Origin of the sequence: Streptomyces sp. V1I1, assembly GCF_030817355.1 — a bacterium.
Classification (GTDB): domain Bacteria; phylum Actinomycetota; class Actinomycetes; order Streptomycetales; family Streptomycetaceae; genus Streptomyces.
This window is the reverse complement of sequence record NZ_JAUSZH010000001.1, coordinates 7,940,258-7,962,594: the sequence shown is the minus strand read 5'-3', so window position 1 is coordinate 7,962,594 and position 22,337 is coordinate 7,940,258. Positions and strand designations below refer to the sequence as shown.

Genomic DNA, 22,337 nt, shown 5'->3' with positions numbered 1-22,337 from the left:
TCAGTGCCCCGTAAATGGTTGGCCCGCATCTTGATTTGGCGGGATGATCCGCGATGTCAGGCCGGGAGCGTCTTTGATCACGCCCGACCTGCCCAGAGAGGGAGCTGTGATGACCGTTGCCCCGTCCGAGTCGTCCGGGCCCCAGCCCGAAGTCCGCGCGGCAGCAGGGGCACTGCGCGGAAGCCGCGAGGCGGGCCTGGCGGTCTTCCGCGGCATCCCGTTCGCTGAGCCGCCGGTCGGCGCGCTCCGTTTCGCCGCACCGCGGCCGGTTCGGGGCTGGGACGGCGTGCGGGCGGCCGTGTCGTACGGCCCCCCGCCCCCGCAGGCCGGTGCGTTCGGCATGGACGCGCTGTCGCAGGACGCGGCGGGCGATGACTGGCTGACGGTCAACGTCTGGTCGCCCGAGCCGGACCCGGGTGCGGGGCTTCCGGTGATGGTGTGGATCTACGGCGGCGCCTACGTGATCGGCATGTCCAGCCTCCCCGAATACGACGGCGGCCGCCTGGCGCGGGACGGCGGCGTCGTCGTCGTGACTTTCAACTACCGTGTGGGCATCGAGGGCTTCGCGCAGATCGAGGGGGCGCCCGCCAACCGGGGCCTACTCGACCAGGTCGCCGCATTGGAGTGGGTGCGCGACAACATCCGGGCCTTCGGCGGCGACCCGGACCGGGTCACGGTCTTCGGCCAGTCGGCTGGCGCCGGATCGGTCGCCGGGCTGCTGGCGATGCCGCGTGCGGCCGGGCTCTTTCGTCGGGCCGTCGCGCAGAGCGTGCCGGGCACGTTCTTCTCAGCGGCACTCGCCGCCGACATCGCCGCCGCCTGCGCCTCCGAGCTGGGGCTGCGGCCCACGGTGGCTGACTTGTCCACCGTGGCCCCGGCCCTGCTGCCCGCCGCCGGTGATGCGGTCGCCGCCAAGATGGCCCAGTGGGTGGAGCGCTGGGGCCAGGTCGCGCACAGGTCGATCCCGTTCTCTCCCGTCGTCGACGGCGATGTTCTGCCGGTCACTCCTTGGCAGGCCCTGGCCGACGGCGCCGGCCGGGACGTCGAACTCGTCGTCGGCCACACTCGCGACGAGCACCGGCTGTTCACCGCGCTCGATGGCCTGCTCGGCCAGGTGACCCAGGAGCATGCGGCGACCGCCCTACGAGTCTTCGCCCCCGGCCCGGACGGCGCACGCAGGTACCGCGACGGCTTCCCGGCCGCAGAACCGGACGAGCTGTACGAACTGGTCAACTCGGACTGGCTGTTCCGCATGCCGACCCTCCACCTCGCCCAGGTGCAGACCGCCGTCGGCGGCCGTGCGCACGTCTACGAGCTGACCTGGCCCGCCCCAGGTATGGGTGGTGCCCTCGGCGCCTGCCACGGCCTCGACGTGCCGCTCGTTTTCGGCAACTTGAGCAGCGGGCAAGCCGCCATGCTGATCGGCGAAAACCCCTCCCCGGAGGCAGAGGCGCTGTCCGCGCACATCCGCGCCGCGTGGACGGCGTTCGCCGCCCACGGCGACCCCGGCTGGCCCGCGTACGACGCCGAGCAACGCCTCGTGCAGGTCTTCGACACCCGACCGGCACTCACCGCCTACCCGGAGGAGACCTCCCGTCTGCTCTGGCAGGACCACGCCTTTCCGGTGGTGCCGCTGATCGACCGGTAGCGGCCTGCCCCACACATAACGTGTGTCGGGCCCACTCGGCTGCTCCGGGGGCTGCGTCAGCGGGTGCGCCGTACGCAACCGGCTGCATCTGCCGACCACGGCCCGCGAGATGCTCGCCGAGCAGGACGCGGACAGACTGACCATGGACGCGCTCGCCGAACGGGCAGGCCTGGGCAAAGGGACGGTGTTCCGCCGCTTCGGCACCCGCGCGGGGATCTTCCAGGCACTGCTGGACGACGACGAGCGGGCCTTCCAGGAGCAGGTACTGTCCGGGCCGCCACCCCTGGGCCCCGGCGCCGCGCCGCTGGACCGCCTGATCGCTTACGGCCGGGCCCGGATCGGCTTCCTGATCGGGCACCGCGAGATCGCCCGCGCCGCCCTGGACGGCAGCCAGCCCATACCGGCCGGACCAGAAACAAGCCTCTCCCGGATCCACATCCGCATGCTGCTGGGCCGGATCGACCTCGGCGCCGCCGACCTCGACGTCCTGGCCGTCCAGCTCACCGCCGCCCTGGACGGCCCCCTCCTGCTCCACCTGTCGGCATCCGACCTCACCGAAACCGCCCACCAGACCGAGGAGCGGCTCTCACAGGGCTGGCAGGACCTCGTACAACGCGTCTGCCGACCTTGACCAACGAGAACCTCGCCCCGGTGCTCACGCAGGCGCGAGAACCAGGCCTACGACGTGCGCTTGTTCGACGGCGCCGGGGGTACGCCTGGGCCTTCTTGTGTTCCGCGAGCCGCCCGGTAGAGCTGGGAGGTGGATGATCAGGCGGCACGTGCCACGTCACCGGGTGCTGAGCACCATCCGGAAGCGGGCGGCGGGTACGAGAGCCCCCCAACCAGCAAACCAGCTCCGGCAGAGCGCCCAGTCACACGGCAAACATCTCAGGGCGACGCCGCCGACGATACGAGCGCTTCGAGTTTGTCGAGCCCCTGGGCCCAGCCTTCCTCGTGAAGAGCGCGGCGCCGCTCCGTAGCGAAGTCACCCTGAGTGAGCACCAGCTCCGACGACGTAGCGCCGAGTTCGCGAAGCGACAGGGTCACCACCGTCTCCTGGTCCTCAGGGTCTGGATCCTCCCACCGGAACGTGTAGGACAGACGTTCTGGAGGGGCGACCTCGCGGAATTCCCCTGCCAGATAGAACAGTTCACCCTCCGGAGGCTGCATCGCGATCCGATAGCCACCCCCTGGCCGGAGCTCGCTCTCCACACTCGGGATGGTGAACCCATCAGGGCCCCACCACTTCGACAGTTCCTGCGGTTCGGTCAACGCACGGAATACGACCGAGAGCGGTGCGCCGATGAGGACACGCCGCATACGCAGTCTCAGGCCGCCCTCCCGCGTCATCACGAACCTCCTGGACCAAGGTGTTGGCATACACATGGTAGGAGTGGCGGGGGCTTGGGGCCCGAAACCGCGCCGACGACCAGCGGCGGAGCCTGGGACGGGGGTCCGCCTGCCGCTGGTCGGTGCGCGGCGATCTGCCCGCGTCCCCGCTGCATGATCCGCCGTATCGGCCTACCGTCGGGACATGAGCGAGATCTTCGTGATGTATGAGCTCGATCAGCCGCCTGCAGCGCGATCCTCCACCGGCATTTCACCGGTTGAGGAGCGACCCGTTCGCCGCGTGCACGCGGCGAACGCCGCTCCCGGCTCCTCCACCACTCCAGGGCCGCGCACCCTGTGCGGTAAGGACACCTTCGCCATGGAAGCGGCATCCTGGAAGCCCTCGGAGCAACCCGGTTCATCGTGGTACACACCGAAGTACGCGCCGCTCGTCTGTGCCCAGTGCGATGCCGTGATGGAGGTCTGACAGGGCTTCAAATCGGCTGTGCTTCCACGGCTCCGGCGGCACGCCGATCCCACCCCTTCGCCGGCCTGCACAGGACCTGAGTGCGCATCACGCAGTGGCCCGCGCCATTTGGCGTGCATACGCGAGGAGTTCGTGTCCGCCGCCGTGTCCGAGACGCGCGGTCGCTGCCGCGTCCATGCAGAGGTCGTTTCCCGTATGGTCTGGGCAGCCGAGTGCACGTTGCTCAAGGTCTTCGTCCAGAGCGGCCGCTCCCCCGCCGTCGACGGTCGGCCCGGCGAGGTGACAGGGCCCTGGAGTGAGTAGATCGAGTCCCCGCCGTGCGCACGCCGGCGCCCAGCGGGCCGGGTGGCCCGCGGGCGGGATCGGGGCCGCTCTTCGCGACGTACACTCCACCCATGGGTTGCACACACGCGATGAGGGAGTGCCTGCGAGGGGCCCCGCGCGCGCTGTGCCCCACTACGCCCAGGACGACTCGCTGCCGCGCGCTGCACGGCCACGGCTAGCCACTTCCTGACCAACCGGGTCCGATCCTCTTCTCCCGCCCCGCCCGCGGAGCCTTCCGGCACCACTCGCGGCCGCCTTCTTGGTGATTTCCGATTTCTGCGGTTCTTCCGGTTTCCGGGGACACCCAGCCACTGCCTGTCCCCCGCCACCCCGCATCCCTGCACCATTCCCGCGGCTGCTCGACGTGCCGTCGCCACTACCGGCGACGGCAGACATCCAGCCCGTCCGCACCCCCCGAGAGGACCCCCTGTGAAGTTGAGCGAATTGCTGGCCGGGCACGACCACGAGGTCCTTCTGGGCGATCCGGAGACGCACATCACCGCGGGAACATGCTTCGACGCCCATCGCGTCTCGCCCGGGTCCCTGTTCATCGCGGTGCCCGGTCACCGCGAAGGCGGTCCCGAAGCCGTCGGCCCCGCCCTGGCGCGCGGCGCCGTGGCGGTACTCGTCGACGCCTCGGTGTCCGATCTCCCGGCGGCGGTGCAGGCCACGGGAGCCGGAGTGTGCGTCGTACGGGTCCCCGACACGCGTATGGCGGCCGCGGTCGTCACCTCCCGCTACTACGGCGAGCCCGGGCGCGAGATGGACATGGTCGCCGTCACCGGCACCAACGGGAAGACATCGGTGTCGTACATGGTCGAGTCCGTGCTGCGCATCGCCGAACGCGCGCGGGTGGGCGTGATCGGGACGGCCGGCAGCCGGATCGGCGATGAACTGATCCCCATGCCGAGATCTGTGCTGACCACACCGGAGTCACCTGACTTCCAGTACCTGCTGGGACACATGCGCGACCGTGAGGTGAGCACCGTAGTCCTGGAGGCCACGTCGATGGGTCTGCTGACCCACCGGGTGGACCACGCCTTCATCGACGTCGGCATCTTCACCAACCTCACCCAGGACCACCTGGACGACCACGGCACCATGGAGAACTACCGGGATGCCAAGCTGCGCCTGTTCCAAGGACTGTGCCGGCGCGCAGTAGTCAACGCGGACGACCCTGTGGGAGCGGGAATCGGCGCGATGATGCCGGGGGCGGTCACGACCTACGCCATCGACGCCGAGGCCGACTACCGGGCGAGCGACCTGACCATGGACGCCTTCGGCACGCGCTTCACCCTCCAGCACGCCGGATACAAGTACCCGGCGGCAATCCCCGTACCGGGACGGTTCTCGGTGGCGAACGCGCTGGCCACCGTGGCGGCCTGCCACCTTCTGGGACACGACCTGGCCGGACTGGTCGCCGCGCTCGACCGGATGCCACCGGTCCCTGGACGGTTCGAACGATTCCAGACCACCGGCGGCACGTCCGTCATCGTGGACTACGCCCACTCCCCCGACTCGCTGGAGAAAGTCCTCACCGCCATCCGGGAATTCGCTACCGGAGAGGTCATCACCGTCTTCGGCTGCGGCGGCGACAGGGACACCACCAAGCGCGCACGGATGGGTGAAATCGCCGGGACCCTCTCCGACCTTGTTGTCCTCACCTCCGACAACCCGCGCTACGAAGACCCCGAGGCGATCCTGGATCAGATCACGCCCGGCCTGCTGGCGACCGGCACCCGCTTCGAGCGGTGCGCGGACCGCCGCCAGGCCATCGACTTCGCCCTGTCCAGCGCCGGACCTGACGACATCGTCCTTGTCGCCGGGAAGGGGAGTGAGCCGTACCAGATCGTCGGCGAACAGCTGCTGTCGTTCAGCGACATGGCTACGGTGCGTGAACTCACCGCGCAGTAGCAGTAGTTACGTACCTCATGCCGCCGCCTCACGACAGCGGCAGGCTGGATTATTCGGCCGCCGGCTCTTCCGCGGCGACACCTGGACACCGAGCGCATCGACGCGGCTCGCGTGACCTGGCGGTACGCCCGCGGGGCGGCGGGCCCGCAGCCGGGAGCTCGTCGCGACGCGGTGGCCCCGGCTCCCCCTGAGCTGCGGCAGTGCGAAGCTATTTTCTCTCCTTGACCAGGAAAATCTGCCGTGTCAAAGGTAGAAATTACGCTCTCGCATGGTTAGAGTTTCTTCCGTAGCCTACGAAGTCAGCGATACGCGACAGAGACGAACTGGCGCGAGCAGTACACGGCACGGCAATGGAGTCCTGGGGTCAGGAAGTGCAAGAAGATCCCAGGTCTGATGGCCGGGCCGGGCGGCCCCCGGGGTCGCCGTGCAGCACCGCATGTCCAGAGCAGTTACGACCCGAAGAATCAGAGAGGAGCAGACGCCATCAGGATCGCCCGGGCGAGGATCCCGTTCGCCCGGGTACCGCAGGCCCCGATTGGAAGGTGGTCCCCGGTCACGCATCCGCGATCCCCGCGCTTCCGGCCTCAAGGACGGACCCGCGGAATACGAAAGCCAGCGCACAGCGCCGGCAGATGGTGTTGATACCCCTCGGGGCCCCGGTGCGTACGCACCGGGGCCCCTCGACGCGTTCCAGAAAGAGGTGCAAGTGCCCCCAGAGATCCCGCCGCACACCACCGATCGATTCGATGACGACGACTACCCCGCCTACACCATGGGTCGCGCCGCCGAAATGATCGGCGCCACACCCGGCTTCCTCCGGGCGATCGGCGAAGCCCGGCTGATCACCCCGCTGCGGTCCGAAGGCGGCCATCGCCGCTACTCCCGCTACCAACTGCGCATCGCCGCTCGCGCGCGCGAACTGGTCGACGGCGGCACGCCGATCGACGCAGCCTGCCGCATCGTCATTCTGGAAGACCAGCTCGAGGAAGCCCTGCGAATCAACGAGGAACTGCGCCGGCCCACGGCAGACTCGGGCGGAGCTGCCGGCTCCTGACTGACATCCGACTGACGCCCGACTGACGAGCATCGGCGAAGCCTCGCCCCGAGTCACGGGACACCGGACAGGCCTGGCGTCAGCCGGCCTGGCGAAGGGGTCGCGTTCGCATACCCGGCGCCGCGTCGGCAGCGCAGTCCGTTCCGCTCGGATGACCTGGTTGAGCTCCGCACACCCGAATATCTATTGCCGCAGGCGCAGATATTCGAGCGATGCCCGATGAGGGTTTATAGCGCAGCGGGCGGAGTGATATCACTCGCCGCGCCCATCCGCTTGCGTCGTGCTACCGTTGTTCTCAGTTGCAGTTGTGGTTCCCAGAGACTTCAAGTGCCCGTGCCGACGTTATTGTCGGAGCGTGCACTTCTGTATTTCCGGATTCTTTTTCCGGACGGGGCAATCATCGCGGCGACGCGGAGCTCGCACAGTGCGGGCTCCGGGCACTGCCCCGAAGGAGATATGACATGGCTACTGGCACCGTCAAGTGGTTCAACGCGGAAAAGGGTTTCGGCTTCATCGAGCAGGACGGCGGCGGCGCTGACGTCTTCGCCCACTACTCGAACATCGCCGCCCAGGGCTTCCGCGAGCTGCAGGAGGGCCAGAAGGTAAACTTCGACGTCACGCAGGGCCAGAAGGGCCCGCAGGCGGAGAACATCGTTCCCGCCTGACGCTGACGCGCACGACGTAGCTGGGGCCCGCACCTTGGGGTGCGGGCCCCAGCTCGTTGCATTCTCCGGGCCGGCCGGGCCGCAGCGACTTCACACACGGCGAGACGCAACACTTTTCCTCACCGTACGGCGGACGATTCGCTCACGACTCCTGCAGGACACAAGGTCCGCCCGTTCCCCATGATTTTGCATCCAGCCACTGCGGTGCATGTCAGTCATTTTGACGTGTCCGCCCCCCGCCTTTTTCCGTCGGCGGCGGCCGGACTTCGTCTTCGTTTTCACTTCGGCTCGTTCTTGCAATTCTCTATGCCGCTCATGCTGCCGAGAATTCCTGGATGCGTGCCGCATCGAGGAAGGTTTTGCATGAACCGCGCAGCTCGCACGAACGACCGCTACTCCCGCACCCGCAAGGGCGGCACCGCCGGCTCCGGCAGGGGCGGCGGCTTCCGTTCGCAGTCGCAGGGGCGCCAGGGCAATCCGGGCCGCTCGGGTGCCCCCAGCCGCTCCGGCGGCTACGGACGCCGTCCCGCCGCACTGCAGGGGGAGTTCGCGCTCCCGGTCACCATCACCCCGGCCCTGCCCGCTGTCGAGGCGTTCGCCGAACTGGATATGCCCGCGCCCCTGCTGGCGGCGCTCCGCACCGAGGGCGTGACCGTGCCGTTCCCGATCCAGGCTGCAACCCTGCCGAACACGCTGGCCGGCCGCGACGTTCTGGGCCGCGGCCGCACCGGCTCGGGCAAGACGCTCGCCTTCGGCCTGGCCCTGCTGGCTCGGACCGAGGGCAAACGCGCCGAGCCCCGGCAGCCGCTGGCGCTGGTCCTGGTTCCCACCCGGGAGCTGGCGCAACAGGTCACCGACGCGCTCACCCCGTACGCCCGTTCCCTGAAGCTGCGGCTGGCCACCGTCGTGGGCGGCATGTCGATCGGCCGCCAGGCCGGCGCGCTGCGCGGCGGGGCCGAGGTCGTTGTCGCGACCCCGGGACGGCTCAAGGACCTCATCGAGCGCGGTGACTGCCGCCTGGACCGTGTCGGTATCACCGTCCTGGACGAAGCCGACCAGATGGCCGACATGGGCTTCATGCCCCAAGTCACCGAACTGCTCGACCAGGTAGGCCCCGGGGGTCAGCGGATGCTGTTCTCCGCCACCCTGGACCGCAACGTCGACCTCCTGGTCCGCCGCTACCTGAACGACCCCGTGGTCCACTCCGTCGACCCCTCGGCAGCCACGGTCACCACGATGGAGCACCACGTACTGCACGTCCACGGCGCCGACAAGTACGCCACCACCACCGAGATCGCGGCCCGCGACGGCCGGGTGATCATGTTCCTGGACACCAAGCATGCCGTGGACCAGCTCACCAAGCACCTGCTGCACAGTGGCGTACGCGCCGCCGCGCTGCACGGCGGCAAGTCCCAGCCCCAGCGCACCCGCACCCTCGCCCAGTTCAAGACCGGCCACGTCACAGTGCTGGTGGCCACCAACGTCGCGGCCCGTGGCATTCACGTCGACAACCTCGACCTCGTCGTCAACGTCGACCCGCCCAGCGACCACAAGGACTACCTCCACCGCGGAGGGCGCACCGCCCGCGCCGGCGAGTCCGGCAGCGTCGTCACCCTGGTACTGCCCAACCAGCGCCGCGACATGACGCGCCTGATGGCCGCCGCCGGCATCACCCCGCAGACCGCGCAGGTCCGCTCCGGCGAGGCCGAACTGAGCCGCATCACCGGCGCCCAGGCCCCCTCCGGCGTCCCAGTCACCATTACCGCACCGGCTGTGGAGCGCCCCAAGCGCAGCGCCTCCTCCACCGGTGGCCGACGCAGCCGCAGCGCCCAGGCCCGCCGCTCCCCCGCTTCGTCCCAGGGGCGGGCAGGCACCTCGCAGCGCCCGGCCTCGTACACAAGCGCCGCATGAAATCGCAGCCCCGGCGGTCGCCGTGGTCCATTGATCCACCGAACACAGAAGGTGTCCATTGACGCTGATCCTCACGCAACCGCGGCAGACGGACCGGATCGGGCTGACCGCCGCCGACGCCATGACCTCACCGGGACCGCAAGTGAGCGATGACATGATCGTCGATGTCGCCCTGTCCGTCCTCATCGGCGCCGGCGTGGGGCACCTGATCGTTCGCGGTGAGGACGACCGCTGCGCCGGTCTGGTCTCCCGGGCCCAGCTCACCGCGTACCGCAGTGGCTCCTGGTACGCCGAGGACACGCGGTTGCGGGACATCGTCCACGACCGGGGGCCGTTCACCCTGTCCGAAACGTCGCTACTCGAAGCGGATTACGCCATGCGGGCCCGAAAGCTCGGTGCCTCGCCTGTGGTCGACGAGGACGGGTACATCCTCGGCGTCCTCACCCTCACACGCTGATCTCCCCCGGGCCGGCATTCCGTGTCCGCCCTTCCCTCCAACCCTGTTGAGGCACTATGCGCTGCGTCATCGCCCGCTTCCCCTTCGACCTGGTCAAGAGTGATGTTCAGCAATCGATGACGGGCATCAAGCCTGAACCCGTCACCGGTGACTCCGTGACCATCGGCCGCCGCACCTTCCCCGTCAAGCAGGTGGGCGAAGTGATCACCGGACAGGATCGCCGCGACTTCACCGCCGGCGAAGTGACCAGGGCGCTGACACGTCTCGGTTTCACCTGCCACACCGCCCCGGCGGTCGTCCGCGCACCGGTCCCCACCCCGCTCGAGACGGCGTCAGCACAGCTCGGAACAGCGGCGCGCATGTGACCGGGACCGGCGACGACTACTGACCTGGGCCGACGGCCGGCTGTGCCGCCCGCCCGCACAGTGGTGGACCCGGCAGCGACGTGACATTCGTCGTGCCGGGTCCCGGCGTCAACCGCACCTACGGCCGCTGTTGATGCAGCTCACTGCGTTCCTCATCAGCGACGAGGACATCACGTTGATGAAGTCGCCATGGTCCGTCACCGGCTTGTGCAACTGCTCGGGGAAGCTGTCGACGGCGAACACCGACCCGGGCGAAATCTTGTACGTGATCCGCTGGACCAGCTGCGGGATGGCCCGGAACCCCTTGGGGCACGAGCCGTTGGCCTGGGCGAAGGCCACATGCGTACGATGGTTCGCACTGTCAGTGTTCTGACCGTCCCAGCAGCTCTGGAACTTGAACGTACGCACCACATTGCTGCCCCGCGGGCACAGCGGGTACTTGTCCTTCAGCTGTCGGTTCTCGAAGCCGGTGCAGCTCCACGAGGCGTTCGCGTTGGCTGTTCCGTTGGTGAACGCCTTGGCGTCGCCGGTGATGATGCGCAGGAACGTGGGCATCGCCGTGACTTTGCCGACGGGGCTGCCGCGGAAGGTGAGTTGCACTGAAGCGGGCTGGAGAATGCGCCCGACGTTGCCGTCCTGTCCTCCGCCGGGGAGGTTTACGTCACCCTCGTTCTTTCCGTTGCGCAGTCGCAGGACCGGCCAGTAGTGGGTGGAGCGGTCTCCGTTGGTGCATGTCGTCCCGGCGGTGGCGAGGTCGTCATTGCTGGAGAAGGCGTCGGTCTCGAGATTGCCGACGTAGTCGTGCATGTGGTGGGCGCCGTTGCTGACGCCTGGGGCGACGATCACGTTGTCGGGGTTGAAGTGCTTGTTCTCGTTGCGCCCGCAGCGCGACTTGAACGTTCCGCGGGAGGCATTGGACTGTAGACGGGGGTTGGCGACATTGGGCCGTACCTTGCGGATGTCCACGAAATCCGACCTTCGGGGACCGGTCTGCGCCTGACCGCCTACGGCCGGAGCGGAGGCACCCGGAGCAGGAGCGCTCGTAGCAGGGGCGCTCGTAGCGGGGGCACCGGGAGCTGCAGCGTCGGACGCGGAAGCGGGGGCCACGTCGTCCCGCTTGACCGTGCAGGACGCCAGCGAGTCCAAGCCCTCCGGGCTGGTCGAGACCCGGTCGATTTCGGCCGCAATACGGTCCAGTGTGCTGCGGCGCTGGGACGACAGCGGATCCAACACCCGCGTGCGCACCCAATTCTGGTCGGCTTTCGCGCCACCCGCGGCGAGTTGCCCATAGGCATCCGCGACCTGGGTGTCCAGCTGCGCCAGTTCATTGTCCACAGTCGGCCGCGCCTCCTGCGGCACACTCGACAAACGGACTGCGACATCAGGGCAGTTGATGGTCATCGGCGCCTGCGCCGCTGCCAGCTTGCGCGCGGATTTCGCGGATTCCCGGCTGGCCGAGGCGTTGTTGTCGGTCATCAGGAGAGCTCCGCCCCCCACGGCCATTGCTGCCACTCCCGCGACTGTCATGCCGATCCATCTGGACCGCTTGTGTCTCTGTCTGTAGCTCACAAGTCCGCCCCTCCTTGGTTGCCTTCGCACACCGGGGACTTCATGCCCTCGGCCGAGTCGGACCGTGCCCTCACCCGCTCGGGCGGAGGCACAGCACAACACCGAGAGATACGGAGACGAGGACTGTTCTGCTCAGCAAGAACTGAAGGTTGTTGAAAATCCGTGCGCCGGGCGGGCGTCGAAGGGCCCCGCTGCCCCTCAGGCGCCATCTGCAGGGCCCTCAGCGGGAGGCAACAGCGGAAGAGGTACGCCGCCGGCGAGCAGACGGTCCAGCAAGTCGCCGAGCAGGTCGCGCTGGTGGGGGGTGAGCGGGGCGAAGGAGTCGGCGAGGATGCGGTCCACGATCTCGGCGCCCGCCTGGCGTACCTGGCGGCCGTGGCCGGTGAGGCGGTGGCGTACGGCGCGGCCGGGTCCCGGTACGCGTTCGATGAGGCCTCGCTCGATCATGCGCTTGGCCAGTGTGCCGAATGCCTGGTCGGTCTGGAAGGTCAGCTGTGCCAGGTCGTGCAGGGACGCTTCGGGGCTCTGGTCGAGGTGGCGCAGGGCGTCCCACGGCACCAGGCTCACCCCGATCGTCTGGAGGCCTGCGTTCAGGGCGTTGTGGTGGCGGTTCGCAGGCGCTTCACGGCCCGCCCGTTGATTTGGCGTCCCGGTATGAGTCCCCTGAGTGCTGCCACCCCGCCTGCCGCCGAGGCGCATACCGCCACCGTCCAAGACCTCCCCTTCGCGGACCTCGCCGCCCCTGGGACCGCCGACCCAACCGTCGGCACCGTTGGCGGCAGGACGAAGGCCGCCTCTACCTGCTGCTGCACGGAGGAGCCGGCCCCCAGTCCGTCGCCGCCTTCGCCGGGCTTATGGCAACCGACTTGCCCGGCCAGGTGATCACCCCGGCACACCCCGGTTTCGGCGGTACGCCACGTCCGGACCGGCTCGACAGCATCGCCAGACTCGCCGTCCTCTACCGCAATCTGCTCGACCGGCTCGGCCTTGACGACGTCACCGTCGTCGGCAACTCCATCGGCGGCTGGATCGCCGCCGAACTCGCACTGCTGCACAGCCCGCGCGTCAGCCGCATCATCCTGGTCAACGCCGTCGGCATCCACGTCGAGGACGCTCCCGTCACCGACATCTCCGGGCTGACACCGGACGAACTGTCCCGGCTCAGCTTCCACGACCCGGCCCCGTTCCGCGTCGACTCCGCCTCGCTCACCGAACAGCAACTGGCCGCCAACCGGAAGGCGCTGGCCGTCTACGGCGGACAGCCGCCCATGACCGACCCGTCACTGCGCGACCGGCTCGGCGGCATCACCACACCCGCCCTCGTCCTCTGGGGTGAGAGCGACGAGGTTGTGACCCCCGCCTACGGACGCGCCTAAGTTCCGCCTGCTCCCCGGCACCGGCCACGTCCCGCAGATCGAAACTCCTCAGCAACTGCTCACCCACATACCGTCCTTCCCGGAAACCCACCCGGTGCGGCGAGCCAACGGCCCGGCATAGCCACCGGGCACCCCACGCCCACCTCGGCTCCAAGAGCCGCCATCATCACGCGACGGGGGCCCGGAACAGCCCACTCAAGTCACGTTCGTAGCAGATCCCTGGGCGGCCGCCCAGCAGGGTCTCGCCGGTGGGTACGAATCCCGTACGGGCCAGCACGGCTCGCGAGCCGGCGTTGTCGAGCGTCGTCACGGCCCGCAGCGTGGTCAGACCGTACTCCGTAGCAGCCAGCGCGCATGTCTGGAGGACGGCGGTCGTGGCCAGGCCTTGACGGGCGGCCCGCTCGGCGATCCGGTACCCGAGTTCGGCGGAACCGTCCACCACATCGATCAGGTTGACCCGCCCCAGCACCTCACCACCGCCGCCCACCAGCACATGGAAGAAGTGCAGCCCGGCGGCCTGCTCGGCGAGCAGGTCACGGTGCCGTGCGTCGAAATGGGCGAAGTAGTCGTCGCCGCGGTCTGGAATCGACGCGGCGAAGTAGGCCCGGTTCTCCTGCTCGAACGCGAGCAGGGCCGGGGCATGGTCGAGGCGAAGGCGCTGGAGTTCGGGCATGGGAGGACGCTACGCATCCTCGCACTCGGGCGAGTGTGGAGGGGGCGGTGAGTCGGCCGGCCCGCTCCGTGGATCGACATAGGTGCGCCCGGCGCGCAGCCCAGGTCCATGACGGATATGTCCGGCCGTAGCCGGACCGTGATGCTCAAGTTCTGCTCAGATGTAATGACGCCGAGAGGATCGAGTCCTTACTGTCCTCCCTACGCAGCTCGCGCGCGACGCGACAACGGTGATCGTCGGCACGCACGAGATGGGCTTTGCACGGTCCGCCGTGAAGCGGGTCGTGCTCGTGGCCGACGGCAGGATCGTCGAAGAGGCCTCGCCGGATGAGTTCTGCAACAACCCGCGCAGCGACCGGGCCAAGGACTTATTGTCCAAGATCCTGCACCCTTGACGCGCGACGTCCTGCGGCGACGCCCTTGTCCCCAACCGCCGAGCCTGCCGCAGCTGTTGATACGAAGGATGTTTCACGATGAAGCCCTGCAAGTCCGCCGCACTCGCGACGATCGCCGTGCTTGCGGTCGCCCTCACGGCAACCGCCTGTGACAGCGAGTCCGGCAGTGCCGGTGACGGGCCCACCGGTAGCTCGGACAGCGGGAACCAGCCGACGCTGCCCACGTACGCGGTCGCCAAGGACGTCAAGATCGACTCTCCGATCCTGCGGAAGGCCCAGAAGGCCGGCAAGCTCGTCATCGGCGCCAAGAACGACCAGCCGTTCCTCGGCTTCGAGGACGCGGGCGGCAAGCGGTCCGGCTTCGACATCGAGATCGCCAAGATGATCGCCGCCGACCTCGGGTTCTCGCCGGACATGATCGAATTCAAAACGATCGACACCCGCAACCGCGAGGCCTCCATCTCCAAGGGCGAGGTCGACCTGTACGTCGGCACGTACACGATCAACGACGAGCGCAAGAAGACGGTGGGATTCGCCGGCCCGTACTACACGGCGGGCGCCGACCTCCTGGTCCGCAAGAACGACGGGACGATCAGCGGTCCGTACTCTCTGCAGGGCAAGACGGTCTGCTCGGTCAAGGGCTCAACCGCGATCAAGGAGATCAAGAAGCCCGACTACAACACCACGACCATCGAAACGTCCAAGTACAACGAGTGCGTTCAGAAATTGCTCAACGACGAGGTCGATGCCGTCACCACGGACGATGCCATCCTCATGGGCTACGCAGCCCAGCGCCCCGAGAAGCTGAAGGTCGTCGGGAGCCCGTTCACCGAGGAGCCCTACGGCATCGGCATGAACAAGGATGACAAGGCGCTGCGTGACGCGGTTTCGGACGCCATCGAGGCGCACGACAAGAGCGGCGATCACAAGAGGGCATACGACGCGACGCTTGGCCTTTCCGGCTCCAGATACGGCGGGGCATCGATGGTCGAGCGCTACTGACGGCGCCGACACTGCCCATCTCCACCTCGGCGGCGCGGCGCCCCTCCGAGGCGCGTGGGGCACGCGCAAGCCGTAGCCCCAGCGCGGCTTTGGCCCCCGGACCTCAGCTGTTCGCGCTCCGCGTTCCACTGCGCCGCTGAACCAGCAAGCCCCCCAGAGCAGTGCGCTGGTGCAGGACCACCCGTCCGGCGCGGGCCGTGGTGATCAGGCCCGCGCCGCGCAGCGCGGCGGTGTGGGCGAAAACAGTGGCATTTGCTGCACCCGCCGGCGGCAGCTCTCGGTACCTACGGCGGGCAGCTACGTACTCATGGCCGGGTTCTGGCCAACCGCCGACACCGGCCCCTCAAGTAGCCGGCCCCTGGTGGAGTTTGCCGGTATCTGGCGGGACATGCCCAAGATCGTGTTCTCCAGGACCCTGGAGCGGGCCGACTGGAACACCACCATCGTGCGGGACGTCGTCGTCGAGGAGATCATGGCGCTCAAGGCGCAGCCGGGCGGAGACATGGCGCTCGGGGGGGCCGACCTCACCGCGGCCTTCATGCAGCACGACTTGATCGACGAGTACCGCCTCTACATCCATCCGGTCCTCATTGGACGGGGCAAACCCCTGTTCCCGGCATCGGACGCCAAGACCGATCTCCGGCTCGCCGAGACCCGGACCTTCGGCAACGGGGTCGTCCTCCTCCGTTACCAGCGCACTGAGGCTTCCTCGCCGAAATGACCTTCGCGAAGCGGCGCCGCGTCCCTGCCGGTGTGTCAGGTACGCCTGAGCCACAATCGATCGCATCCGGCGCAAGGCGTACGTTTTGCACCGCAGTTGCCGCACGGCGGCTCACCTGCTCATGCGGCAAGGCGGGACTGAGGCGATGCCTCAGCCGAGTCCAAGGCGGGTGCTTCCATGGCATGGCAAGCAGCGGTGAGACTGTCCGCTGTGAACACTGACTGGAACGCTCTTGCCACCACGGGCAGTGCCGTGCTGACTACGTTGCTCGGCGTTGTCGCAGGCTCGTACGTCAGCAGCCGGACGCAGCGGGTGCAGCGGTCCTGGGATCAGCAGACGGACGCGTGTGCGCAGGTTCTGCGGGAGTCTGCCGCAATCCTCGTAGCTCTCGCCCGGGTTGCCAAAGAGAGGTCACGCTCGCCGGGGGCCGTCTCGGATGTCGACTGGCGTCCGTGGAACGACGCCTTGGCCATGGTGAGTCTGGTTGCGGAGCACGACATCGCCCAGGCGGCTCACGCGATCGACGAGCAGATCTGGCGGTCTCATATAGCCCTGGTACGGGAAGTATCAACACCGGATCGGTGGTTTGCGTTGCGTGATGCCGTGGACGATCGGCGCCAGGTGTTCACCGAAATCGCACGCCGTCGGCTGGCTGTTCCGGGGCCGGTGCCCCGTCGACTCCATGGCCGACCGGACACGGATGATCCAGTATGGGAGCGTCCGGAACCACCATCGCCCACGGGGTGACATCAGCCCGCTCGAGGGGCCGACGCGAGCAGGTCTGGCGAACGAGGTGAGCGGGGGTGGTGATTTCGGCGAACCCCAACACGGTGCGGTTATTGACGTGCCGCACCTGGCCGTATTTCTCGCAGACGGCCTCCTCATCCGTCACGACGACGTACTCGGGCTCTCCCCCGCCTCAGGCGGCAGAAAGGCGTGCAGCCATCTCTCCGTGTGAGCGACATGGGTCGCCGCCGCACTGGCGGCGGCGACAGGGTCCCGGTTGGCGATCGCGGTGGCAATCGCCCGGTGCTCCTCATCGCTTGCACGCTTGATCTCAGCGCTCTCGGGAAGCGTGAACACCTGGTAGGCGCGAGAACGCGCGCGGAACACGCCGAGCAGGGACTCCAAAGTCGGGTTGCCTCCGATCCGCGCGATCGCCGTGTGGAAGCGGTGGTCGATCTCGGAGATCTTGGATGGGTCCTCCATCGCCTCCATGGCCTCCATCGCCTCGATGTGCCCGAAGATCGTCTTCAGCGCTTCGGGCGTCACACGAGCAGCCGCCTGGGCAGCGACGTGGGATTCCAGAACGCGCCGGAGCTCGTACACCTCGAGCAGCCCGCTCAGCGGCAGGAGGTCGACTGTCAACGACAGGCTGCCGATGATGTCTTCCGGCCGCAGCTGGGACACGTAGGTCCCCGAGCCATGACGCGGCTCGACGATACGCAGCGCCACGAGCATCCGCACCGCTTCACGGAGGGGCCCCCGGGACACGCCAAGCTCCTCGCACAACTCGTTCTCGGGCGGAATACGCTCCCCCGCGCCGAGACGACCTGTGGCGATCATGTGCCTGAGGCCGTGAAATGCCTTGTCGACTGCGGACATCGCTTCCTCCCCGGATGGCCTGGCAGCATCGCCCGACCTCCGAACAGTCTACCGAGTCATCAGACAGCGCATGCGGGTCACCAGTAAGTCATTAGATGACTTGGTGGGCAGACCATGCGTGGATGACTTCGCGGCCCGATCGTGACCTGAGGCTGCGACGGCAGACGAACAGCCGCATACCCCGCATCCTGGCTGCCCTAGAGCGGGCATCAGGCTGGTGCATCACCCATAGTGAGCGCAAGGCTATTGCCCTCGCCCGGGCAGCGTGTCAGGATGCCGCCCCAAGTCGTCATATCTCTTTTGAGAATCATCTGATGTCACACGCGATCTGGAAGATCACGGGAGATCGGGAGTCACGTGAGCGAGAGCCACCTCACCCCAGCACCACGCCCGCTGCTCCTCCCTGACGGGCGGGCCGCCGCGGAAGCGTGGTCGCTGGACCCCGGGCACAAACATCTCAACCACGGATCGTTCGGGGCGGTTCCGGTCGTCGCGCAGGACGAACAGAACCGGTTGCGCAAGGAGATGGAACGGTCCCCACTGGTGTGGTTCCCGGAGCTCCCCAAGCGGGTCGCGACCGCCAGGGCTGACATCGCCGCGTTCCTGCGCGTCGCCGTGGAAGACCTCGCTCTCGTACCGAATGCGAGTGGCGGCGCGAGCGTCGTCTACGCGAACCTGCCGGTCAGACGCGGCGGCGAGATCATCGTGACGGACCATGGCTACGGAGCCGTCACCATGGGGGCCGAGCGCCTCGCGAGGCGCTGCGGCGGCACCGTCCGCACGGTGAGGGTTCCCCTCGGCGCCGACGAGAAGCACGCCTACGAAGCGATCGCCGCCGAGCTCAGCGACGCGACGGAACTGATCGTCGTGGACCACATCACCTCGGCCACCGCGCGCCGGATGCCCGTGGAGCGGATCGGTGCGGAGGCGCGGAGGCGCGGCATCCCGCTCCTCGTGGACGGGGCGCACGTTCCCGGTCTGATCGACGATCCTCTCTCCGGTCTGGAGTGCGACTTCTGGATCGGCAACCTTCACAAGTTCGGCTGCGCCCCCCGTGGCACATCGGCTCTGGTCGCCCGCGGCGCGCTGCGCGACGGCCTCTATCCGCTGATCGACTCCTGGGGCGCCGCCGATCCGTTCCCCGAGCGCTTCGACACCCAGGGAACGGTGGACGTCACCAGCTATCTGGCGGCGCCGACCTCTCTCGACTTCATCGAGCGCACCTGGGGCTGGAAGACGGCACGCAGCTACATGCAGGACCTGGCCGACTATGCGGAGCGGATCGTCGGCGACGCCTTCGCCGAACTCACCGGTACAAGCAGCGCAGTTGACGTCGGTATGCCGGTCAATGCCTTGCGGCTGGTGCGTCTCCCCGCAGGCCTGGCCACCAGCCATGCCGCCGCCGACGCGCTGCGCGATCGGGTGGCACAGGAGCTGGACGTCGCAGCGGCGTTCACCAGCTTCGACGGCGTCGGCTACATCCGCCTGTCCACGCACGTGTACAACACGGCCGCCGACTTCGAGTACTTCGCCGAGCGCTGCGTCCCGGTGCTCGGCGAGTGGGCCCGCACTGCGGACGCCGCACCGTAGAGACGCGAGGCACGTTCCCACCCGACGCTGCTTTGCGGAATCACACCTATGGAGGAGGACAGTTGAGAAGAAGGAAGGCAATAGCCGCCCTCGGCATCGCTGCCGCGATGGTACTGACGGGCTGCTCCACGAGTGCGAGTGACGGGACCGTCACCCTTCAGATGGTGGAGAGCCTGACGAACCCCGCCCGCACAGAGCTCCTGAAGAAACTCATCGCGGATTTCCAGAAGGAGAATCCGAAGATCAAGGTCAATCTGATCTCGCCGCCGACCGACCAGGCAGATCAGAAGATCCAGCAGATGCTCCAGTCCGGCAGCGGCGTCGACACCCTGGAAGTGCGGGACATCACCGCCGGCCCATGGTCGACCAACGGCTGGCTCTACGACATGGGCAAGGACCTTGAGGGGTGGGCCGGCTGGAAGGACATGACCGAGAACGCCACCAAGGCCTCCAAGAACGCCAAGGGCAACACGTACTTCGTCCCGTACGGCTTCTACGGGCTGAGCCTCTTCTACCGCACCGACCTGATCAAGGAAGCCGGATCCAGCAGTCCGCCCACGAACTGGGATGAGCTGCTGGAGCAGGCCACCGCGATCCAGGACAAGGGCAAGCGCCAGTACGGCTATGCGTTCCGGGGCGGAACCAACGCCAACGGCAATGTGACCGCGGCCATCGAGGCCTATGTCGCCGACAAGGTCGACCGCGAGAACGGATACAAGCTCACCGACGGCAGCACGATCTTCTCCGCGCCGGAAGCCCTCGACGCGCTGAACACCTACTTCAAGCTGTTCAAGCAGGCGTCGCCGCCGTCGTCGGTCGCGTGGGGATACCCGGAGATGGTCGAGGGCTTCTCGAACGGCTCCACTGCGTTCCTGCTGCAGGACCCCGAAGTGATCGCGACGGTGGGGCAGTCGAAGGCGATCAAGAAGGACCAGTGGACCACCGCTCCCCTGCTCGCCGGTCCCGGCGGTAAGGCCGTTCAGCCGCTGGCGACCGCCGGCTGGGGAATCGCCAAAGGCAGCAAGCACAAGGCGGAATCGATCAAGCTGATCAAGTTCCTCTCGCAGGGCGAGGCGTCGACCACCTTCAGCAAGGAGAACAGCCTGGTCCCGATCCTCAAAGCGGCGAGCGAGGACGAGTTCTACAAGACCGGTCCGTGGGCCAGCTACGTGACGATGACCCAGAACCCGGACAAGTACATCACCGTCACCCAGCCCCGTGACGCGCCCTGGTGGACCGAGTGGTCCCAGAAGGCCGACGCGGAGATCCAGAGGGTGCTGCTCGGCAAGATGACTCCGAAGCAGCTGCTCGACAGCTGGGACAAGTACTGGACCGAGAAGTGGAAGAGCAAGGGCTGAGGGGAAGGCGGGACGTGACCCGATCGACCTACGAGCAGGTGGAGCGCCCCTCCCTCAAGGGGGGCGCTCGGCCCGCACCGACAACGGCAAGTCAGCGTCCGCGCAGGCCGGCCTTCACCGCACGCCGCGGCCTGGTCATCGCCGCGTACATGGCCCCGGCCGTGCTCTTCGTAGCTGTCTTCATCTACTACCCCATGCTCCGGGGCAGTCAGATGGCCTTCCGCCACTGGAACCTGACGGACCTCACCGACACCTCGTGGGTGGGCTTCGAGAACTTCCAGGCGATCTTCACGGACCCGGCATGGAGCACCGTCCTCAGCAATACCGCGCTGTGGGTGTTCGCTTCCATCGTTCCCCAGTTCGTGATCGGTTTCGCCATCGCACTGTGGTTGCGCCGGCGTTTCCGCTTCCGCGGGCTGTATCAAGCACTGGTCTTCTTCCCCTGGGCCATATCCGGGTTCCTCATCGGCATCCTGTTCCGCTGGATGTTCAACAGCGAGTTCGGAGTCGTGAACGACCTCCTGGAGAAGGCAGGACTGATCGATGAGCCGATCGCCTGGCTTGCCGATCCCAAGACGGCGATGATCGCCGTCATCGTCGCCAATATCTGGTACGGCGTCACATTCTTCTCCATTATGATCCTCGCCGCCCTGCAGTCGATCCCCAACGACCTGTACGAGGCAGCCGAACTCGACGGCGCCGGCAAGGTCCGCACACTGTTCCAGGTCACCATTCCCTACATCCGGATGACACTGGCGCTGACCGTGCTGCTGCGGGTGATCTGGATCTTCAACTTCCCCGACATCATCTTCGGAATGACCGGCGGCGGCCCGAACAACGAGACGCACATCGTGACCACGTGGATGATCACGATCACGCAGCAGGGTGACTACGGGAAGGCGTCCGCGCTCGGTCTCATCGTCGTCGCGGTGCTGCTGGTCTTCTCGGTCTTCTACCTCATGGCCACGCGCGAGAAGAAGGGAGCAAGTTCGTGATCAACAAGGAGTCCCTTCCGGGACGCGTCACCAGAGTCACCTTCCTCGCGCTCTGGCTGGTCGTCACGGTCTTCCCGCTGTACTGGATCACCATCACGTCGCTGAAGAGCCCAGGCGACATCTTCACGTTCCCGATCGCCTACTGGCCGGAGCACTTCTCACTGGAGAACTACGCCGGGCTGTTCAGCAATGCGCAGTTCGGCGTCTATCTCACCAACAGCCTGATCGTCGCGACGGTCGCGGGGGCGGTGGCAACCGCGATCTCGATGCTGTCGGCTTATGTGCTGGCCCGCTTCGAGTTCCGGAGCAAGAGCGCGCTGCTGATGGCGGCTCTGATCACGCAGATGATCCCCACATTCATCGCGCTGGGCCCGCTGTACCTGATGATGACCGAACTGAAACTGGTCGACAACCGGCTCGGGCTCATCCTGGTATACGTCGGGGTTTGCATCCCCTTCTGCACGGTGATGCTCCGCGGATTCTTCGCGAACATCCCGGACGCACTGGAGGAAGCCGCCATGATCGACGGCCTCTCGCGGTTCGGGGCCCTCTTCCGGGTGCTCCTGCCGGTGATGAAGCCGGGCATCATCGCCGCGTTCATCTTCAACTTCGTGAACTGCTGGAACGAGCTGTTCCTTTCGGTCACGCTCATGAACAGCGACGACAACAAGACGATCCCCACGGCGCTGAACGGCTTCATCTCCAGCTTCAACATCGACTGGGGTTCGATGTCTGCGGCGGCCGTGCTCACGATTCTCCCGACCATGGTGCTCTTCGCCTTCGCCAGCCGCCATATCGTCCAGGGCCTCACCTCGGGTGCGGTCAAGGGCTAGTGGCCACGGCGCCACCCCCCGCCCCGCGGACCGGGTACGCGCAGTCGGGCCTGCCCATCGCCCGCTG

21 protein-coding genes and 1 pseudogene are annotated in these 22,337 nt (G+C 67.5%); 17 read left to right on the top strand and 5 right to left on the bottom strand.

Going from position 1 to position 22,337, the window contains the following annotated elements; genetic code table 11:
- The first annotated feature begins 109 nt into the window (after positions 1-109).
- Both QFZ67_RS37075 and QFZ67_RS37070 read left to right on the top strand, forming a co-directional pair.
- On the top strand, positions 110-1,648 hold the full coding sequence (locus QFZ67_RS37075) for a carboxylesterase/lipase family protein (RefSeq protein WP_307665423.1): 1,539 nt from the start codon (positions 110-112) through the stop codon (positions 1,646-1,648).
- Between the two features lie 22 nt (positions 1,649-1,670).
- Positions 1,671-2,279: a TetR/AcrR family transcriptional regulator gene (locus QFZ67_RS37070; RefSeq protein WP_307665422.1), complete on the top strand. Its 609-nt coding sequence runs from the start codon at positions 1,671-1,673 to the stop codon at positions 2,277-2,279.
- A 257-nt stretch (positions 2,280-2,536) separates the two neighbouring features.
- Here the strand turns inward: QFZ67_RS37070 and QFZ67_RS37065 are convergent, their stop codons facing one another.
- Positions 2,537-2,998, bottom strand: a complete 462-nt coding sequence (locus QFZ67_RS37065) for an SRPBCC domain-containing protein (RefSeq protein ID WP_307665421.1) — start codon at positions 2,996-2,998, stop codon at positions 2,537-2,539.
- Between the two features lie 184 nt (positions 2,999-3,182).
- Here QFZ67_RS37065 and QFZ67_RS37060 point away from each other — a divergent pair, with 184 nt between their 5' ends.
- The 7 genes from QFZ67_RS37060 (at position 3,183) to QFZ67_RS37030 (ending at position 10,154) form a co-directional block, all read left to right on the top strand.
- Positions 3,183-3,464: a hypothetical protein gene (locus QFZ67_RS37060; protein ID WP_307665420.1), complete on the top strand. Its 282-nt coding sequence runs from the start codon at positions 3,183-3,185 to the stop codon at positions 3,462-3,464.
- Positions 3,465-4,217: 753 nt separating this feature from the next.
- Positions 4,218-5,702 carry a UDP-N-acetylmuramoyl-L-alanyl-D-glutamate--2,6-diaminopimelate ligase gene (locus QFZ67_RS37055; RefSeq protein ID WP_307665419.1) on the top strand — a complete coding sequence of 495 codons (1,485 nt, stop codon included), beginning with the start codon at positions 4,218-4,220 and terminating at the stop codon, positions 5,700-5,702.
- Between the two features lie 706 nt (positions 5,703-6,408).
- On the top strand, positions 6,409-6,756 hold the full coding sequence (locus QFZ67_RS37050) for a MerR family transcriptional regulator (RefSeq protein ID WP_307665418.1): 348 nt from the start codon (positions 6,409-6,411) through the stop codon (positions 6,754-6,756).
- A gap of 461 nt (positions 6,757-7,217) precedes the next feature.
- Entirely contained in the window at positions 7,218-7,421 is a 204-nt protein-coding gene (locus QFZ67_RS37045; protein WP_069775160.1) for a cold-shock protein, read from the top strand.
- Between the two features lie 363 nt (positions 7,422-7,784).
- Complete coding sequence (locus tag QFZ67_RS37040) at positions 7,785-9,332, top strand: DEAD/DEAH box helicase (protein ID WP_307665417.1); 1,548 nt, start codon at positions 7,785-7,787, stop codon at positions 9,330-9,332.
- A gap of 58 nt (positions 9,333-9,390) precedes the next feature.
- On the top strand, positions 9,391-9,789 hold the full coding sequence (locus QFZ67_RS37035; RefSeq protein ID WP_307665416.1) for a CBS domain-containing protein: 399 nt from the start codon (positions 9,391-9,393) through the stop codon (positions 9,787-9,789).
- Between the two features lie 56 nt (positions 9,790-9,845).
- Positions 9,846-10,154, top strand: coding sequence for an SCO5918 family protein (locus QFZ67_RS37030; RefSeq protein WP_307665415.1), 309 nt, complete (start codon positions 9,846-9,848; stop codon positions 10,152-10,154).
- A 108-nt stretch (positions 10,155-10,262) separates the two neighbouring features.
- Here the strand turns inward: QFZ67_RS37030 and QFZ67_RS37025 are convergent, their stop codons facing one another.
- Both QFZ67_RS37025 and QFZ67_RS37020 read right to left on the bottom strand, forming a co-directional pair.
- Positions 10,263-11,630 carry a DUF1996 domain-containing protein gene (locus QFZ67_RS37025; RefSeq protein ID WP_373430174.1) on the bottom strand — a complete coding sequence of 456 codons (1,368 nt, stop codon included), beginning with the start codon at positions 11,628-11,630 and terminating at the stop codon, positions 10,263-10,265.
- 291 nt (positions 11,631-11,921) lie between these two features.
- On the bottom strand, positions 11,922-12,281 hold the full coding sequence (locus QFZ67_RS37020) for a MarR family winged helix-turn-helix transcriptional regulator (protein WP_307665413.1): 360 nt from the start codon (positions 12,279-12,281) through the stop codon (positions 11,922-11,924).
- Positions 12,282-12,577: 296 nt separating this feature from the next.
- Between QFZ67_RS37020 and QFZ67_RS37015 the strand changes: the two genes are divergently transcribed.
- Positions 12,578-13,099 carry an alpha/beta fold hydrolase gene (locus QFZ67_RS37015; protein WP_307665412.1) on the top strand — a complete coding sequence of 174 codons (522 nt, stop codon included), beginning with the start codon at positions 12,578-12,580 and terminating at the stop codon, positions 13,097-13,099.
- Positions 13,100-13,265: 166 nt separating this feature from the next.
- Here the strand turns inward: QFZ67_RS37015 and QFZ67_RS37010 are convergent, their stop codons facing one another.
- Complete coding sequence (locus QFZ67_RS37010) at positions 13,266-13,772, bottom strand: GNAT family N-acetyltransferase (RefSeq protein ID WP_307665411.1); 507 nt, start codon at positions 13,770-13,772, stop codon at positions 13,266-13,268.
- Between the two features lie 178 nt (positions 13,773-13,950).
- Here QFZ67_RS37010 and QFZ67_RS37005 point away from each other — a divergent pair.
- The 3 genes and pseudogenes from QFZ67_RS37005 to QFZ67_RS36995 form a co-directional block, all read left to right on the top strand.
- Positions 13,951-14,166: pseudogene (locus QFZ67_RS37005) on the top strand (amino acid ABC transporter ATP-binding protein); the annotation flags it as partial.
- A gap of 78 nt (positions 14,167-14,244) precedes the next feature.
- On the top strand, positions 14,245-15,168 hold the full coding sequence (locus tag QFZ67_RS37000) for a glutamate ABC transporter substrate-binding protein (RefSeq protein WP_307665410.1): 924 nt from the start codon (positions 14,245-14,247) through the stop codon (positions 15,166-15,168).
- Positions 15,169-15,337: 169 nt separating this feature from the next.
- Positions 15,338-15,889 carry a dihydrofolate reductase family protein gene (locus QFZ67_RS36995; protein ID WP_307665409.1) on the top strand — a complete coding sequence of 184 codons (552 nt, stop codon included), beginning with the start codon at positions 15,338-15,340 and terminating at the stop codon, positions 15,887-15,889.
- Between the two features lie 888 nt (positions 15,890-16,777).
- Here the strand turns inward: QFZ67_RS36995 and QFZ67_RS36990 are convergent.
- A complete protein-coding gene (locus QFZ67_RS36990) occupies positions 16,778-17,494 on the bottom strand; it encodes a FadR/GntR family transcriptional regulator (RefSeq protein ID WP_307665408.1) in 717 nt (238 codons plus the stop codon).
- Between the two features lie 357 nt (positions 17,495-17,851).
- On the opposite strand from QFZ67_RS36990, the gene QFZ67_RS36985 reads away from it, so the two are divergent.
- The 4 genes from QFZ67_RS36985 (at position 17,852) to QFZ67_RS36970 (ending at position 22,270) form a co-directional block, all read left to right on the top strand.
- Positions 17,852-19,084 (top strand): aminotransferase class V-fold PLP-dependent enzyme, encoded by a 1,233-nt coding sequence (locus QFZ67_RS36985; RefSeq protein ID WP_307665407.1) that lies wholly within the window; start codon positions 17,852-17,854, stop codon positions 19,082-19,084.
- Positions 19,085-19,146: 62 nt separating this feature from the next.
- Complete coding sequence (locus QFZ67_RS36980; protein WP_307665406.1) at positions 19,147-20,442, top strand: sugar ABC transporter substrate-binding protein; 1,296 nt, start codon at positions 19,147-19,149, stop codon at positions 20,440-20,442.
- Between the two features lie 14 nt (positions 20,443-20,456).
- A complete protein-coding gene (locus QFZ67_RS36975; protein WP_307665405.1) occupies positions 20,457-21,437 on the top strand; it encodes a carbohydrate ABC transporter permease in 981 nt (326 codons plus the stop codon).
- Positions 21,434-22,270 carry a carbohydrate ABC transporter permease gene (locus QFZ67_RS36970; protein WP_307665404.1) on the top strand — a complete coding sequence of 279 codons (837 nt, stop codon included), beginning with the start codon at positions 21,434-21,436 and terminating at the stop codon, positions 22,268-22,270. The genes QFZ67_RS36975 and QFZ67_RS36970 overlap by 4 nt, the downstream gene beginning before the upstream one ends.
- The last annotated feature ends 67 nt before the right edge of the window (positions 22,271-22,337 follow it).